At 44.3% G+C, this 17,159-nt stretch carries 14 protein-coding genes and 1 tRNA gene; 3 read left to right on the plus strand and 12 right to left on the minus strand.

The genetic code is table 11. From position 1 onward, the window contains the following. Nucleotides 1-201 precede the first annotated feature (201 nt). Nucleotides 202-1,716 (plus strand): 2,3-bisphosphoglycerate-independent phosphoglycerate mutase, encoded by a 1,515-nt coding sequence (gene gpmI / locus DW182_RS08980; protein WP_044534481.1) that lies wholly within the window; start codon nt 202-204, stop codon nt 1,714-1,716. Between the two features lie 69 nt (nt 1,717-1,785). Continuing rightward, the gene (locus DW182_RS08985) at nt 1,786-2,367 is read left to right on the plus strand and encodes a DUF3109 family protein (protein ID WP_007660767.1); all 582 of its coding nucleotides are present in this window, start codon (nt 1,786-1,788) and stop codon (nt 2,365-2,367) included. 174 nt (nt 2,368-2,541) lie between these two features. Here DW182_RS08985 and gyrB read toward each other — a convergent pair whose 3' ends face one another. From gyrB to DW182_RS09000, 3 genes are all read right to left on the minus strand, one after another. Continuing rightward, on the minus strand, nt 2,542-4,503 hold the full coding sequence (gene gyrB / locus DW182_RS08990) for a DNA topoisomerase (ATP-hydrolyzing) subunit B (protein ID WP_007660765.1): 1,962 nt from the start codon (nt 4,501-4,503) through the stop codon (nt 2,542-2,544). A gap of 210 nt (nt 4,504-4,713) precedes the next feature. After that, the gene (gene rpsT, locus DW182_RS08995) at nt 4,714-4,968 is read right to left on the minus strand and encodes a 30S ribosomal protein S20 (RefSeq protein WP_007660764.1); all 255 of its coding nucleotides are present in this window, start codon (nt 4,966-4,968) and stop codon (nt 4,714-4,716) included. A gap of 39 nt (nt 4,969-5,007) precedes the next feature. Next, nucleotides 5,008-5,079 (minus strand) — tRNA-Glu (locus DW182_RS09000). A gap of 286 nt (nt 5,080-5,365) precedes the next feature. Here DW182_RS09000 and recO point away from each other — a divergent pair. Next, entirely contained in the window at nt 5,366-6,103 is a 738-nt protein-coding gene (gene recO / locus DW182_RS09005; protein WP_044534480.1) for a DNA repair protein RecO, read from the plus strand. Between the two features lie 188 nt (nt 6,104-6,291). Here recO and DW182_RS09010 read toward each other — a convergent pair whose 3' ends face one another. The 9 genes from DW182_RS09010 to murD all read right to left on the minus strand — a co-directional run bounded on the left by DW182_RS09010 (nt 6,292) and on the right by murD (nt 17,102). Next, the gene (locus tag DW182_RS09010) at nt 6,292-7,542 is read right to left on the minus strand and encodes an acyloxyacyl hydrolase (protein WP_007660762.1); all 1,251 of its coding nucleotides are present in this window, start codon (nt 7,540-7,542) and stop codon (nt 6,292-6,294) included. Between the two features lie 201 nt (nt 7,543-7,743). Beyond that, nucleotides 7,744-8,193: a GatB/YqeY domain-containing protein gene (locus DW182_RS09015; protein ID WP_021968176.1), complete on the minus strand. Its 450-nt coding sequence runs from the start codon at nt 8,191-8,193 to the stop codon at nt 7,744-7,746. Nucleotides 8,194-8,247: 54 nt separating this feature from the next. Beyond that, nucleotides 8,248-9,567, minus strand: a complete 1,320-nt coding sequence (gene ftsZ, locus DW182_RS09020; RefSeq protein WP_118295299.1) for a cell division protein FtsZ — start codon at nt 9,565-9,567, stop codon at nt 8,248-8,250. 20 nt (nt 9,568-9,587) lie between these two features. Further along, a complete protein-coding gene (gene ftsA / locus DW182_RS09025; protein WP_007660759.1) occupies nt 9,588-11,012 on the minus strand; it encodes a cell division protein FtsA in 1,425 nt (474 codons plus the stop codon). A 109-nt stretch (nt 11,013-11,121) separates the two neighbouring features. Further along, the gene (locus DW182_RS09030; protein ID WP_007660758.1) at nt 11,122-11,862 is read right to left on the minus strand and encodes a cell division protein FtsQ/DivIB; all 741 of its coding nucleotides are present in this window, start codon (nt 11,860-11,862) and stop codon (nt 11,122-11,124) included. Between the two features lie 46 nt (nt 11,863-11,908). Then, entirely contained in the window at nt 11,909-13,288 is a 1,380-nt protein-coding gene (murC, locus tag DW182_RS09035) for a UDP-N-acetylmuramate--L-alanine ligase (protein WP_117691292.1), read from the minus strand. A gap of 10 nt (nt 13,289-13,298) precedes the next feature. After that, the gene (gene murG, locus DW182_RS09040) at nt 13,299-14,456 is read right to left on the minus strand and encodes an undecaprenyldiphospho-muramoylpentapeptide beta-N-acetylglucosaminyltransferase (RefSeq protein ID WP_044532261.1); all 1,158 of its coding nucleotides are present in this window, start codon (nt 14,454-14,456) and stop codon (nt 13,299-13,301) included. A gap of 11 nt (nt 14,457-14,467) precedes the next feature. Then, nucleotides 14,468-15,745 (minus strand): FtsW/RodA/SpoVE family cell cycle protein, encoded by a 1,278-nt coding sequence (locus tag DW182_RS09045; protein ID WP_118295300.1) that lies wholly within the window; start codon nt 15,743-15,745, stop codon nt 14,468-14,470. 22 nt (nt 15,746-15,767) lie between these two features. Then, nucleotides 15,768-17,102, minus strand: coding sequence for a UDP-N-acetylmuramoyl-L-alanine--D-glutamate ligase (gene murD, locus DW182_RS09050; RefSeq protein WP_021968179.1), 1,335 nt, complete (start codon nt 17,100-17,102; stop codon nt 15,768-15,770). Nucleotides 17,103-17,159: the final 57 nt, after the last annotated feature.

Raw genomic sequence — 17,159 nt, forward strand, 5'->3', positions numbered from 1 at the left:
TACTGTTGCACGTTCGTGGGTTTGAATCGTCCATATTTCTTGTTTTTTATTTTTTTAAAGCGTGGCAAAAGTACATAAATCATTTGAAACAGTACGCTTTAACCATGCTTTTTTGTACCTTTGCAGCCGGAAAAATCGCTCTTTCTTCAAAGAACGTTTTTGCAGAGGTTAAAGATTGTACATTTAAAATCAATTAATATTATGAGTAAGAAAGCCCTTTTAATGATTCTTGATGGCTGGGGTGTCGGCGATCAGGGTAAAGACGATGTGATTTTCAATACACCTACTCCGTACTGGGACAGTCTGCTGGCTACGTATCCTCATTCACAGCTTCAGGCAAGCGGTGAGAATGTTGGTTTGCCTGATGGTCAGATGGGTAACTCGGAAGTCGGACACCTCAATATCGGTGCAGGACGTATCGTATATCAGGACCTGGTGAAGATTAACCGCGCATGTGCCGACAATAGCATTATGAAGAATCCGGGAATCGTTTCTGCTTTCTCTTATGCTAAAGAAAACGGTAAGAATATTCACTTTATGGGATTGACTTCCAATGGTGGTGTTCACAGCTCATTCGACCACTTATTCAAACTTTGCGATATTGCTAAAGAATATGGTGTTGACAATACATTCGTTCATTGTTTCATGGATGGTCGTGATACTGACCCGAAGAGCGGCAAGGGCTTTATTGAGCAACTGACTGCACATTGTGAAAAGTCGGCAGGTAAGATTGCTTCTATTGTAGGCCGTTTCTATGCAATGGACCGTGATAAACGTTGGGAACGTGTGAAGGTAGCTTATGATTTGCTGGTAAACGGTGAAGGTAAAGTTGCCACTGATATGGTTCAGGCTATGCAGGAGTCTTATGACGAAGGTGTAACGGATGAATTCATCAAGCCGATTGTAAATGGTAACTTCGATGGAACTATTAAAGAAGGTGATGTAGTTATCTTCTTCAACTATCGTAACGACCGTGCAAAAGAGTTGACAGTAGTGCTGACTCAACAGGATATGCCTGAACAGGGTATGCATACTATTCCGGGCTTGCAGTATTATTGCATGACTCCGTATGATGCATCATTCAAGGGTGTACATATCCTTTTCGATAAAGAAAATGTTCAGAATACATTGGGCGAATATTTGGCAGCTCAAGGCAAAACTCAATTGCACATTGCTGAAACAGAGAAGTACGCTCACGTAACTTTCTTCTTTAACGGTGGTCGTGAAACTCCGTACGATGCTGAAGAACGCATCCTGGTTCCGTCTCCGAAAGTAGCCACTTACGACTTGAAGCCGGAAATGAGTGCGTATGAAGTAAAGGATAAATTAGTGGAAGCTATCAACACTCAGAAGTTTGATTTCATCGTTGTGAACTATGCGAATGGTGATATGGTAGGACATACTGGTATCTATGACGCCATTGAAAAAGCAGTGAAAGCTATCGATGAATGTGTGAAAGATACAGTAGAAGCAGCTAAAGCTAACGATTATGAAGTTATCATCATTGCTGACCACGGCAATGCAGATCATGCACTGAACGAAGATGGTACTCCGAATACGGCTCACTCTTTGAATCCGGTTCCTTTTGTATATGTAACGGAGAATAAGAATGCTAAAGTAGAGAATGGTGTTTTGGCAGATGTTGCTCCTTCTATCCTTCACATTCTGGGTATGGCACAGCCGGCTGAAATGACAGGAAAAGACTTGATTAAGTAAATAGTTATAATTATATAAGTAAAGGCGGGGGTGTACTCCGCCTTTATCTTTTCTAATCTTAGATTGAAGATGATACAGATAGGTGATGTAGTGGTGAGTTTTGATGTGCTGCGTGAGAAGTTCCTTTGTGATCTGAATGCTTGTAAGGGTGCCTGTTGCGTTGAAGGCGATGCCGGTGCTCCCGTCGAATTGGATGAGATTGAAAAACTGGAAGAAGTACTTCCGGTAATTTGGGATGAACTCTCGCCCGAAGCGCATGTCATATTAGAGAAGCAAGGGGTTGTTTATACCGATTGCGAAGGTGATCTGGTAACCTCTATTGTTAATAATAAAGATTGTGTCTTTACTTGCTATGATGAGAAAGGATGTTGTTATTGTGCTATTGAGAAGGCTTATAGGGAAGGCAAGACAGATTTTTATAAACCTGTATCCTGCCATCTGTATCCAATTAGGGTAGGGAACTATGGGGGGTATAAGGCGGTGAACTATAACCGTTGGGATGTATGCAAAGCCGCTGTATTGTTAGGACGGAAGAAGAATCTGCCGGTATATAAGTTCCTGAAAGAGCCATTGATACGCAAATTCGGTGAAGACTGGTATGCAGAACTGGAATTGGTGGCAGAAGAAATGAAGAAGCAGAATATGCTTTAAGATAGTGTGGAATGAGGCGGATTTTTCTATCTCGTGGGGTGAAAAGAAAAACGCCGGGCAACAGGATTTTCCTGTCCGTCCGGCGTTTCTTCGTTGTAAGATGTGAGGTTGGTTAATAAAACGTGTTATTCAGTGACTAATCACTAATTGTTAATCATTAGTCACTGTTTTTTTTTACGCATCTATATTTGCATACGTTGCGTTCTTTTCAATGAATTCACGGCGTGGACCAACATCTTCGCCCATCAGCATGGAGAAGATGTAGTCTACTTCAGCAGCATTCTCAATGCTTATCTGTTTCAACATACGGTTTTCGGGGTTCATGGTCGTGCTCCACAACTGTTCCGGGTTCATTTCACCCAAACCTTTGTATCGTTGTGTGTGTACGGCACTTTCTGAACCACCACCATAAGTGTCGATAAATTTTTGACGTTGTTGGTCTGTCCAGCAATATTCCTCCACTTTGCCTTTTTTGCAGAGATAGAGTGGCGGAGTGGCAATATACAAGTACCCGTTGCGGATTACCTGCGGGAAGTAGCGGAAGAAGAGCGTCATGATCAGTGTGTCGATATGAGAACCATCGACGTCGGCATCGGTCATGATAATCACTTTCTTATATCTCAATTTATCGATATTTGCTTCCTTGCTGTCCTCAGTATTTACGCCAAAACGGATGCCGAGAGCCTGAATAATATTGTTGACTTCATCACTCTCGAACGCTTTATGCCACATGGCCTTTTCCACATTCAGAATCTTACCGCGAAGCGGCAGAATAGCTTGGAATCTGCGATCACGACCTTGCTTTGCCGAACCGCCTGCCGAGTCACCCTCGACAAGGAACAATTCACATTCCTCGGGATCCTTGCTTGAACAGTCGGCCAGCTTACCCGGCATACCGCCACCGGACATCGGTGATTTACGTTGCACGGACTCACGCGCCTTACGTGCGGCAACACGTGCCTGGGCAGCTAGAATCACTTTGTCTACCACCATTTTCGCTTCTTTCGGATGCTCTTCCAGGTAGTAGTTCAGAGCTTCACCTACAGCTTGGTCTACGGCTCCCATCACTTCGCTGTTTCCGAGCTTTGTTTTGGTCTGCCCTTCAAACTGAGGTTCTGCCACTTTGATGGAGATTACAGCCGTCAGACCTTCACGGAAGTCATCACCTGCAATTTCCACTTTAGCTTTCTCCAACATCTTGTTATCATCGGCATATTTCTTCAGCGTACGGGTTAGTGCACGACGGAAACCTGCAAGGTGCGTACCACCTTCAATGGTATTGATATTGTTTACGTATGAGTGGATGTTTTCGTTATAAGAAGTATTGTACATGATAGCCACTTCCACCGGTGTGCCTTGTTTCTCAGTGTTGATGTAGATAACATCATTCACCAAGTGTTCGCGGGAAGAGTCGATGTAGCGAACGAATTCCTTCAAACCTTCTTCCGAATAGAAAATTTCCATTTTGGCATTGTTTTCTTCATCTTTTACGCGAAGGTCGGTCAGCGTGATCTTGATGCCTGCATTCAAGTAAGCCAGTTCACGCATACGGGTGGCAAGGATTTCGTAATTATAAACGGTATCAGTAAAGATTGTGTTATCCGGCCAGAATTGCTGACGCGTACCTGTAATATCACTTGTGCCAATTTCTTTCACCGGATACAACGGATGGCCGCATTCATATTCCTGTTGGTAGATCTTTCCATTGCGGAAAACCTGTGTAGTCATGTGGGTAGACAGAGCGTTTACACAGGATACACCTACACCGTGCAAACCGCCTGATACTTTGTAAGAACCCTTATCGAATTTACCACCGGCATGCAGTACGGTCATAACTACTTCCAGGGCTGACTTCTGTTCCTTTTCGTGGAAGTCAACCGGAATACCACGTCCGTTGTCTTGTACGGTGATAGAGTTGTCTTCGTTGATGGTTACTTCAATGTGGTCGCAATAGCCGGCGAGAGCTTCGTCGATAGAGTTGTCCACAACTTCATAAACCAGGTGGTGAAGTCCTTTCGTACTAATGTCACCAATATACATTGCGGGGCGCTTTCTAACGGCTTCCAAACCTTCCAGAACCTGGATGTTTTCGGCTGAATAGTTCCCGCTATTGGAGTTAATCTGTTCTTCAGTCATAATCTAATTTCCTTATTCAAATAACAGAGCAAATATAGTGAAAATTCGTAAGATGCGAAACTAAACTGCGTGATAAATTTCATTCGTTTACAGCTTTTTAGCTTCTTCCGGAAGGTGTTTGGAATAGGGGATATAAATATGCCATACGCAGAAAAGGTCGGACTTAAAAGTCCAACCTTCCGATATTTCTTTTGTGTAATATTAATTAGCTTATCCTAGCTTATTAATGTAAAGAGCCAACTTAGACTTCAAGTTGCTTGCTTTGTTCTTGTGGATCACATTGGTTTTAGCCAATTTGTCCAACATCTTAGTTATACCCGGATACATTGCAGTAGCTTCTGCCTTGTCGGTTGTAGAACGAAGCTTTCTAACAGCATTTCTCATGGTCTTACCATAATATCTGTTGTGAAGTCTTCTAGTTTCTTCTTGTCTGATTCTTTTCAGTGATGATTTGTGATTTGCCATCTCGACTAATCTTTTTTAATTCGTTTATTTTTTTAGTTGTAGCCCGTGGGGGAATCGAACCCCCCTTTCAAGAATGAAAATCTTGCGTCCTAACCGATAGACGAACGGGCCATCCTTTGGTGAGCATTTCTGCTCTTGCAGAGAGATTATCTCTCGTTTGCGGTTGCAAATGTAGGGACTATTTTTGAATTGGCAAAATAATCATGAGAAAAAAACAAAGGAATATGTCGGGATTATTCTAATATTTGCGGCTTATTACCTGAATATCAGTAGGATAAAAACTTTCATTTTTTTACTTGTCTGCCTGCATTTTTTTATTTATCCGTGTTTTATCCCTGCTGTTTCCGTCTTTTTTCGTAGTTTTGTTACCGGATTGAAACCAAAATAGTAAGTGCGGATGTTACAGAAAACGCTGGGGATTGTGCTGCATACCCTGAAATATAACGATACTTCCCTTATTGCAGACATTTATACAGAGGTGGTCGGGCGTGCTTCGTTCATCGTAAAGATTCCCCGTTCGCGAAAGGCGGCGGTGAAACCGGTATTGTTCCAACCATTGGCTTTAGTGGAACTGGAAGCTGATTTCCGTCCGAATGCCAGTATATATAAGATAACGGAAGCGAAGTCTTTCTATCCGTTTTCTTCTATTCCTTATGATCCGTATAAGTCTTCCATTGCACTTTTCCTGGCGGAATTTCTTTATCGGGCAGTGCGTGAGGAGGCTGAAAACCGTCCGTTGTTTGCTTATTTGCAGCATTCTATTATTTGGCTGGATGAGTGCCGTGATAATTTTGCCAACTTCCATTTGGTATTTCTGATGCGCTTATCCCGCTTCCTGGGATTATATCCTAATCTGGAAGATTATCAAAAAGGCGATTATTTTGATATGATGAATGCTTGTTTTACTCCTTTGCGACCGCAACTCCATTCTTCTTATATACTTCCGGAGGAAGCCTCACGGTTGATAATGCTGATGCGCATGAATTATGAAACAATGCATCTCTTTGCCATGAACCGCGCCGAACGTACTCGCTGCCTTACAATAATGAATGAATATTATCGCCTCCACTTGCCTGACTTTCCCGTATTAAAGTCTCTTGAGGTGTTGAAGGAGCTCTTTGACGCGGAACAATAAACCCTTTCCTGCATATTTTACTGACCTGTGATGCAAAAGATACCATCTTTCGCTGTAAAAGATGCCATCTTTTGTAGCATAACATGCCACCTTTTGATGTAAAAGATGCTATCTTTTGCGTGAGATTAAGCAGGAATGTGCAAGAGATGTGTTGGGGATGTGGGGAAGCCCTTTGGACATGGTGCGTTTTATCTTCTGTGAAAGGTAGGATACTTGTTATTGAAGCGGAAGCCGATACCCATCATCAGATAATTCGGGTCACTGAAGTTCTTCAGGTTATACCCGATGTGCAGATAAGAACTGCGGGTCATCTCCACTTTGAGTGTCAATACCTGGTAGATACCTTTATGGTCACCGCCACCGTGCAGTACATTGGCTCCTATGCCCACACCTACTGTGAAGTAGGGCATTACATATTCTGCGCGTCCGGAAATACCTAAAGCTAACTGTTTTTCCAATGAAGGTTTGTAGCATTCATTGCCGTTCCCGGGGATGGTGTAGACATTGGAACTGGCATCATATACACCATCCAATGATACACCTGTGCGGAATTTATATCCGATGTTATACATGGGGGCGAAATTGAAACCAAGTACGGTATAAGCATCCGGTGAAGCAATTTGCCCTTCTCCTACCCATACGCCTTTCCGTCTCCATGAGCCGAACAGGGTTAAGTCGTAGCTGAGGTATCGTGAGAACTTTGGAATGGGAGCTTGGTATAGAGGCTTGGTGAGCGCATCTTTAGGTCTGTTGAAGTTGTAGATAACCCCTACTTTTAAGCCCATTGTATTGAGGCCGGCATTGGGAAATTTAGTATTGCCATTGGAGAAATGGGTACCCGTAATTCCGGCAACCAGGTCGATTTCCCGTGAAACCATCCAGTTGAATTGTATGCCCGCATTGATATAGGCATTTGCCTTCGAACCGATGACACTATTGTGAGGATTGGTGTATTCGTCGTACGGTTTCCATCCTAAAGATAAGCCGAAGTTCCATTCGTAATTGAGTGATAGTCGCGAAGTAATACGGGCAATACGTGCTCCCTGATAGAGGTAAATGGCAATCGGATTTCCTAATTCTTCTTTGTTTCCGAAATCGTAATAGCCTAAGCCTATACCTTGATAGGCGCTACCATAAATCCGGTCGGCGCAAGTATTGGGCTTAAATTGGAATGAATATTTCAAGTGGGCTGAATAACCCCATTCGTAAGGCTTCCATTGTGAGTTATCTCCTGCCAGAAAAGAACTGGTCTGGAAAATGTATCCCGGGCGGTATTCTACTCCCAGTCTGTGAATAAAGCGTTTGGCGAAGTAACCTGTATCCGGCTTGTATCCCGGTATACTATCTTGTGCCCGGTTCTTTGCATGAGCAACGTCAGACAAGAAAAACATTGTCCCCACAAGGACTATTAATTTCCATATCTTTATATTGCTTTTCATGATATTGTGCCAGAATTCTAGTTTTATTATTATGCGGGGATATTCCCTTAAAATGCGTGGCAAATATAACGATAGTATTTGAATTAAAAATTATGATACTCAATAAAATGCAAAAAGAAGCCGTGTTTTTGGGAGATAGAAGTTGATTTGTCTTCTTCTGTCTCCCGAAAACACGGGCAATGACGGGGACAAAACAGGAGATTATCCCAGCAATTCTTTTACTTTGGCAGAAATGGCACGTCCTTCGGCAAGTCCGGCAAGTTTCTTGGAAGCAACTCCCATTACCTTACCCATATCTTTACCACTGGTAGCACCTGTTTCAGCAATAATTTCTTTCAAGGCAGCTTCCAGTTCTTCAGCTGACATTTGTTTGGGCAGATAGACCTCAATCACCTTTACCTGTGCCAGTTCTTCGTCTGCCAAGTCCTGGCGACCTTGCTGGATGTATATTTCAGCTGCATCTTTGCCTTGTTTCATGAGCTTCTGCATAATTTTCAATGCAGCGTCGTCAGTCAGAGTATCGTTAGCTCCCGGAGCCGTTTTTGCTTCCAGGAATACTTTCTTGATATTTCTCAGTGTTTCGAGAGCCACTTTGTCTTTGGCTTTCATTGCGGTTTTAATGTCTTCGCTGACTCTTTCAAATAAATCCATAATGCTATTTGTTATTTTACCATTTACATTTAATAATTGAAGTCGCTTTGTAACTTAGAAGGTTATCACACCTCCCAGGCCTTCACTTCCCTGTGCTTCTTCCGTAGCTATCTGCCCTTCGGTGGCGGCTTTGGTTTTGATAGAACTCAAAGTACTCTTATCGCGCAGATACGTCGGTGAACTTTCTACCATACTGATAATGTCGGCGTTGTCCAAGTCTTCCGGGTTGAAGATATAGATATGGCGACGTTTGCGGATATTTTTGCTACCGATGCCACTGGCACTTTCACCATAGGCTTTGCGGATACGCTCTTTATTCTTCTCTTTTTCTTCTTCAAGTTGAAGCTGGCGTTCTTCCTCTTCCTGGCTGCGCTTTTCGAGTACGCTGTCCATACCGGGAACATCTTCCACACCGAAACCGGTGGCAAGTACGGTAATCTTAACTCTGCCTTCCAATGTGTTGTCCATAGCCACACCCCAGATCACCTCTACACCTTCGCGGAATTTGCTCATGAACTCGTGAATCTCGTTCATTTCTTCCATCATCAGCTCGGAACTTTCGCAGAAGGATACGTTCAGCATCACCTTCTTGGCATTGAAGATATCGTTGTTGTTCAGTAACGGAGAGTGCAGGGCATCGTCGATAGCTTTGGTCACACGACTTTCACCTTCGCCGAAACCGGTACTCATGATAGCTACACCACCATCTTTGAGGATGGTTTTCACATCTGCAAAGTCAAGGTTCACTGTTCCGCGCATGGTGATAATCTCGGCAATACTTTTGGCAGCGATAGACAATGTATCATCTGCCTTGCCGAAAGCATTCATGAACGTAAGATCGGAATATATCTCACGCAAGCGTTCGTTATTGATAACCAGTAGAGCATCTACATGTTGGGCGATACGCTCCACACCGTCCAGTGCCTGGATAATCTTCTTTTCACCTTCGAAGATGAAAGGTATGGTGACGATACCGACCGTAAGGATGTCCATTTCTTTGGCTATGCGGGCTATGACGGGAGCAGCGCCCGTACCTGTTCCGCCACCCATTCCGGCAGTGATGAATACCATTTTTGTACCGTCGTTCAGTAGCGCTTTGATTTCTTCACTACTTTCTTCGGCGGCTTCGCGGGCACGTTCGGGACGGTTTCCGGCACCTAGTCCCTCGGTGATAGAACGCCCCAGTTGCAATTTTACGGGGACGGGAGACTCTTTCAACGCTTGGTTGTCTGTGTTGCACAGAACGAACGTCACGTCGTGTATGCCTTCCCAGTACATGTGGTTCACGGCGTTACCACCACCACCACCTACACCAATCACTTTGATGATCTTCGGTGAGTCTGTCGGGAAATCGAATTGTACTATATCGTCCATAGTTCCTTATTTTATTGAGTTTATTTCAAATCGTCATCCGAGAAAATTTCATTGGAAAGCTTGTTGAAGGTCTTTTCAAACCAGCTGGGACCTTCTTTCTTCTTTTTCTTTTTCTCTTCTTTCTCTTTACGCTCTTTCTCCTTACGTTCCCGTTCACGGCGTTCTTTCTCTTCTTTTTCACGTTGGGCCTTGGCAGCGCGGGCGGCAGCTTCCTGTTCTTTCAGGGCTTCGTCATCGCCGAACATATCAACGGGTTGTGTAGGAGTAGCAGTAGTCGTAACGGCGGGTTTCATCTCTTGCAGGCAGCAGTTTTCATTTCCGGCAGCAAGCAGTCCGAGCAAAGTATTCTGCATACAGTCTTTCTTCAGCACATCATTGAAGCCGTGGATGCTGCTATGAACAAATTTGGTGGTCTTCACTTTCTCAACCTTGCTACGTTTACGGAATGCTTCTTCCAGGTTTTTCAGGTTGGCACCTCCACCGGTGAAAATGATACCGGATAATAGTTTATCCTCGTATCCTGACAATTGAAGCTGGTTCCATACATTGGCAAGGATTTCTTCGGCGCGTGCATCGATGATATCATTCAATACGTTAAGTTCGATGTTGCGACCGTCTTCCAAAGTGCAGACTGCGGGTGTCTCTGTTTCCTCTTCTTCATAGAGCATATCGCCGTACTTCTTTTTCAGTTGTTCAGCTTCGGCCTCTTCCATTTGCAGGGCAGTGATGTCACGGGTAATATTGTTTCCACCCAGTGGCAATACACTGAGGAAGCGGAGCATGTTATTTTTATAAACCGATACAGTCGTTGTATCTGCACCGAAATCCACCAATGCACAACCCGAACGCATCTCACTTTCCGTCAGCACGGCATTCGCCAATGCTATCGGAGCGATGAGCAGGTCGGCTATTTCTATTTTAGCCTGTTCAAAGCTGTGTTCCAGATTCTTCTTAAGTGAAGCACGGGCCACAATATTCAGGAAGTTTCCCGTGATACGCTTGCCTGCCACACCTACCGGGTCGGCTTGAAGGTTATTATCTATTTTATATTCCTGCGGGGCGACATCCAGCACACTCATGTCCATCAGGGGGACTTCGAGGTTTTCGTCGCTGATAGCGTCTACCAACTCTTGTGAGATAATCCCTTCCTCTTCCAGCACACGGCTTACCGCATTCTTTACCGTGCGCAAAGACTGTCCGCCAATGCCTACGTATACTTTGGCAATGGAGTTGTTCAACTGGCTTTCCAGCTTGTTGATGATGGAAGTCAGAGCCTGTGCGGTCTTATCAATGTTGTAGATGACTCCTTTATGGATAAAAGAAGCGGCATCTTCACGCGCATAAGCCAGCACTTGTATGCTTCCGTCACTGTTCTTCTTTCCTGCGATACCGGAAATCTTGGAAGAACTCAACTCGATAGCGGCGATAAATTCTGTTGTTGCCATAAATATATTCCTATTTTACAATTTTCTATTTACGATTAAGATTACTCTGTAAATCAATGTATGGGGACGTCTGATATTAATCGTACGTCCGACATCGTCAAATCGTACATTAGTTCTCTCGCTTTGTACAGATAATCTGGTTACTAAATTCAACGCTAATGCGGGAATATTTGTTCCATCCTACCTGATTTAAACCTTTTTCATAAAAAGCTTTCATCCGTTCGAGTTTACGCTCAAAACCATCCAACTTCCCAAGATAGATAATATGGTCGCCTACGCGAGGCACCAGTTCCACGTCTTTGTCCGACAGCACATGTATCTGTTCAATCTGTGCTTCCCAGAACTTATTATTCTGCAAAAATACACCAAACTTATATAAATCCCTCATGGCAAACGACTTTTCTACTCTTCCGGTCACTATGGCAAGGTGTGCAACGCACTTTGCATCGGGTGGCATCACAGTACCTTTATTGTCCAGATAGTAGTTCTCCCCGTTCGCACTCATCACTCGCAGGATAGGGATACGTTGACTGACTTCTACGCAAAGTTTGCCACTGGGAGTCTTGTAGCATTCCACTTCATCGATAAGCGGATGTTTGGCAAGTTCCCGTTCCAGCGTTTTACTACGGATGCGATCCATTGGTTTACCAACAGGATAAATCCCTTTCTTCTCCAATATGTCAGCCACTTCCTTTTTGGTGATGAAACCTGCATAGACGGTATCTTTGATAACCAATTCCATGTCATTGCACACCTGTCCGGCAGGCTTCCGGTTGAAAGCCGAGAGAGCTACCACCAGATAGGCGATGACGAGCAGTAGGACGATAGACAATAGAATTCTTTTAAACATGTATCAACTATCTAATTATCATTATTCAACTATTAACTGTCAATTGTTAATTATCAATTGTCAATTGCTTTGTGATTTCAGGGACGTAGTTGTCTATATCTCCGGCACCTAAAGTTATCAGAACTTCAATCTGCTTTTGAGATAAGAGTTCCAGTATATCCTCTTTCTTACACATGCATTTCTCAATGCCCGGTCGCAGGTTATCGTATATCAATTGGCTGGTGACACCGGGAATTGGTTGCTCACGTGCCGGGTAGATATCTACGAGAATGACTTCGTCAAGTAACGACAAACTGTTGGCAAATTCCTTATAGAAATCGCGCGTGCGGGTATAGAGATGTGGTTGGAAGATAGCTGTAATCTTCTTGTCCTGATACAGATCACGAATGGATTTCACACTCTGTGCTATTTCGGCAGGATGATGGGCATAGTCGCTCAGGAATACGACTTTGTCATTCTTGACCTTGAAATCGAAACGACGGTCTACTCCACGGAAACTTGCCATACCTTGCTTGATCTCTTCGTCTGTCACACCGTTGAGGTGGGCGAGTGCCATGGCTGCTACGCCATTCTCTATATTGATGCTGACGGGAACACCCAGTTGGATATCATTAATACGCGTGTCGGGTGCAATAAAATCGATAAAGATCTCACCATTTCCGATACGGATATTCTCTGCGTGGAAATCTCCTTCGGTACGGGCGTAACTATAGACTTTTACACCGGCCTGCACATCAGGTTTCAAAGCGATGTCCTTGTGTATAATGAGTGCACCACCCGGCTGGATAAGCGTCGTATAATGACGAAAACTTTCCAGGTAGGCTTCTTCTGTGCCATAAATATCCAGATGGTCGGGGTCTGTAGCAGTTATTACGCTCATGTAAGGTGATAACCAGTGGAATGAGCGGTCAAATTCATCTGCCTCAATCACAGTGTATGGGCTGGACTGTGATAATAACAGGTTAGTATCATAATTCTTGGAGATGCCTCCGAGGAATGCAGTGCAACCTACGTGTGATTGGTAAAGCAGATGCGCTGTCATTGTACTGGTAGTTGTTTTACCATGTGTACCGGCTACGCACAAGCCTTTGCTATTATGTGTGATCGTTCCTAAAACCTGTGCCCGTTTTTGAATTTCGAAACCATTGTTACGGAAATATACTAACTCGGCATGCTCTTGCGGAACAGCTGGAGTATACACTACCAAAGTGCTTTCCATATTCTTGCAGGCTTCAGGAATCAGATCCACATTCTCTTCGTAATGTATCTGTGCTCCTTCTGCAATCAGGTGTTCGGTTAGTTCGCTTGGGGTACGGTCGTAACCGGCAACGAGCTTTCCCTTTGATAAGAAGTAGCGTATCAGGGCGCTCATACCGATGCCACCGGCACCAACGAAATATACGGATTTTATATTTTCTATATTCATAATACACTTATCACTTATCGTTATTTATCAGTTTTAATACTTCTTTTGCAATAATGGTTGCCGAATCCGGCAAAGCCAATTTAGCGATGTTCTCGCTCAATGTTTTCAGCTTCTCGGCATCTGTGACAGTTTCAAGAGCCACAGGAATCAGATGCTTCATAGCATCTACATCTTTCACATAAATAGCAGCTTTCTTATCTACCAGTGCCAGTGCATTTTTAGTCTGATGGTCTTCTGCCACATTTGGTGAAGGCACCAGGATGACCGGCTTGTTCAGCAGGCAGAATTCAGAGATAGAACCGGCACCTGCACGGGAAATGACGAGGTCGGCAGCTGCATATGCACTTGCCATGTCTTTGATGAAATCCGTTACATACAGATTCGGGATGGCAGAAATCCGTGGATTACGTATAGCTTCGCCCGTTGCGGTAGTAATAGCATCTTTGACTTGCTGGATATATATTTTTCCTGTTTGCCAGATGAACTGAATGTCGCCGTTTACTTTTATCGTATCCAGTGCAGCAATGAGGGTCTGATTGATGGTACGTGCCCCCAAGCTACCACCCAGTATCAATATTGTTTTCTTCTCCGGATTGAAGCCGAAAGAGCTTACAGCTTCTTCGCGGCTCTGTTTATTTGCTAACAGGTTCTGGCGTACAGGATTCCCTGTCATGATAATCTTATCTGCGGGGAAGAATTTCTCCATTCCATCATATGCTACGCAGATTTTACATGCTTTCTGTGCAAGCAACTTATTTGTCACTCCTGCATAAGAATTCTGCTCTTGTATCAAAGTAGGGACTCCCATCATGCCCGCTACTTTTAATGTAGGACCACTGGCATATCCGCCTACACCTACTGCTACCTGCGGGCTAAATTCTTTCAGGATACGACGTGCTTTCCATTGGCTACGCAATAACTTGATAATTACTGCAAAGTTCTTCCATAAGCGCTTACGGTCGAAACCTGCTACAGGCAGACCGATAATTTTATATCCTGCATCGGGCACGCGTTGCATCTCCATTCGTCCTTCTGCACCTACAAAGAGGATTTCTGCATCTGGGCGCAGTTCCTTGATGGCGTTGGCGATAGATACTGCGGGAAATATATGCCCTCCTGTACCTCCACCACTGATTATGATGCGTGGTCCGTTATTTTTTGTTTCCATATATCTTATTTTTATTCAAATTCAGCATCACTGTTCAATACCTTTGCCGTCGGTTCAGTAGCTGTTTGTGCATCGCTATTTGTCTCTTCGGCAGGTACTTCTACTTGCATGGGTATCAAAGCATCGTGTTCTTTCTGCTCTTCCAGTCTGGCGGTATAGCGGCTCACACTCAGTATCATGCCGATATAAGCACAGTTGATAAGTGTAGAAGTACCACCTTTACTGATAAGCGGAAGCGGCTGTCCGGTTACCGGGGCCAATCCTACTGCTACCATCATGTTGAATATAGCTTGCGATACAAGTAGTAGTGCAATTCCTATTATAAGGAAAGCAGGGAATGTTCGTTCGCACTTTTTCGCAATACGCCCGACTCGTATCAGCAGACAGACGTAAAGGAATACGACGAAAGCTCCACCTATCAATCCCAATTCTTCGATAATGATAGCAAAGATAAAGTCAGAGAAAGCCTGACTCAGGAAGTCGCGCTGTACCGAGTTACCCGGTCCTTTGCCTACAACGTGACTCGTAGCTACGGCAATACGTGCATGGGCTATCTGAGCATCTTTGTCTATATCGAATTTGGCAGCAGGTACCTCATTGTCATTTGTAAACTTCTCAATACGGGCACGCCATGTGTCGAAACGGTGCAGGAATGGTAAATCGCTATTCTTGGTCAGTACAAGGAATGTCACACCTATAATTGCTACTCCAGCCAGGCCGCCTGCCAGTATTAATAATTTTTTCATTGCCACTCGCCCGATGAACATCATCAGATAAACCACTCCGAAGAGCAGTGCTGCCGTCGAGAGGTTTTCCGGGGCAATCAGCAGACAAATAATACCTGTGATAATCATGATACGTTTAAAAGCTTTCGGGCTGGCCCCATCTTCGTCCTGTCCTTTCGAAAGAATAAAGGCGGTAACGATGATGACAGCCATTTTGGCTACTTCCGAAGGCTGGAACTGAACCCCCATGAAGGTCATCCAGCGTGCAGCACCGTTAATGCGTTCCATCATCATAACGAGGGCCAGCAGTACCACGGATAGTGGAAGCAGGAATACAGGAAATACCTGAAACCATTTGTAGGGGATATTGTGCATAAACACCACTACTACGGCACCCACCATCAAGATGATGCTGTGCTGTGTAATCGGCCCCCAGTGGTCACCGCTTTTATACGTCAGGGTAGACGCAGCGCTGAACACTTCTACGATAGAAATGAGGCAAAGGAAAAGGAATATAATCCAGATTACCTTATCACCTTTGAATATGCTTTTTAATAAATCCATAAATTTAATGTGGTAATGTGTCCTATAATTCTCTTACACACTTTTTGAACTGGTCGCCCCGGTCTTCATAGCTGCTGAAAAGGTCGAAACTGGCACAGCAAGGACTGAGTAATACGGTTTCACCCTTTTGGGCCAGACGGAATGCTGCGTCTACAGCGTCCTTCATGCCGGTTTGTACATCGGCGACGGGCAATCCCATGCGATCAAAGAAGTCATGTAGCTTCTCATTGTGCAATCCCAGATAGACTAAGGCTGAACATTTCTCGCGTACTAAATCCTCTATTTCCGTATAGTCATTACCTTTATCCTTTCCTCCCAGAATAAGCACGGTCTTCGTCTTCATACTCTGCAGGGCGTACCAACAGGAATTTACGTTTGTGGCTTTAGAGTCATTGATAAACTCCACGCCACGTACAGTTACAACTTTTTCCAAGCGATGTTCCACACCTTTAAAATCAGACAATGCCCGACGAATATATTCTTTCTCTATTCCGGCAAGATTGGCTGAGATACCTGCGGCGAGAGAATTGTATAAATTGTGCGTACCCTGCAGGGCCAGTTTCTCCTGCTCCATATTGAAGGCGATGGGTTCGTTGATTTCAACCTCGCCGTCTTCTGCATAAGCTATGGCTCCATCTTCTTTTACTGCAGAGAACGGATAAAGATGGGCTCGCAGTCCATGCTTGTCCAGTTCCCGCTTGATGATGGGGTCATCGTTCCAGAAGATGAAAGCATCTTCTGGTGTCTGGTTCTGTGTGATGCGGAATTTGGCATCCACATAATTCTGCATGCAATGGTCGTAACGGTCCAGATGATCGGGTGTGATGTTCATCAGCACGGCAATATTGGCACGGAACTTATACATATTATCCAGTTGGAAAGAGCTGAGCTCAATCACATAATAATCATGTTGGTCTGTGGCTACCTGCAAGGCAAGACTCTTACCTATGTTACCGGCCAATCCCACATTCAGACCTGCACTTTTGAAAATGTGGTAAATAAGTGAGGTGGTAGTGGTCTTGCCATTTGAACCGGTAATACATATCATTTTTGCATTGGTATAGCGTCCCGCAAACTCTATCTCAGAGATAACAGGCGTACCTTGCTCTTTCAGTTTCAGTATCATCGGAGCGTCGTTGGGAATACCGGGGCTCTTCACCACTTCATCCGCACTCAAAATCAATTCTTCCGTATGCTGTCCTTCTTCCCAGGCAATGCCGTACTTATCCAGCACTTCCTTATATTTATCTTTGATGGCGGACATGTCGGATACGAATGTGTCGAAACCCTTCACTTTGGCGAGTACGGCAGCACCTGCACCGCTCTCTCCGGCTCCTAATACTACAATTCTACTCATATATTCTTTAAAGTTACAGGCTACCAGCTACAAGCTATCAGTAAGTGGCTGGAGTTG

The sequence above is a fragment of the Bacteroides sp. AM16-24 genome, from assembly GCF_003471885.1.
Lineage (GTDB): Bacteria > Bacteroidota > Bacteroidia > Bacteroidales > Bacteroidaceae > Bacteroides.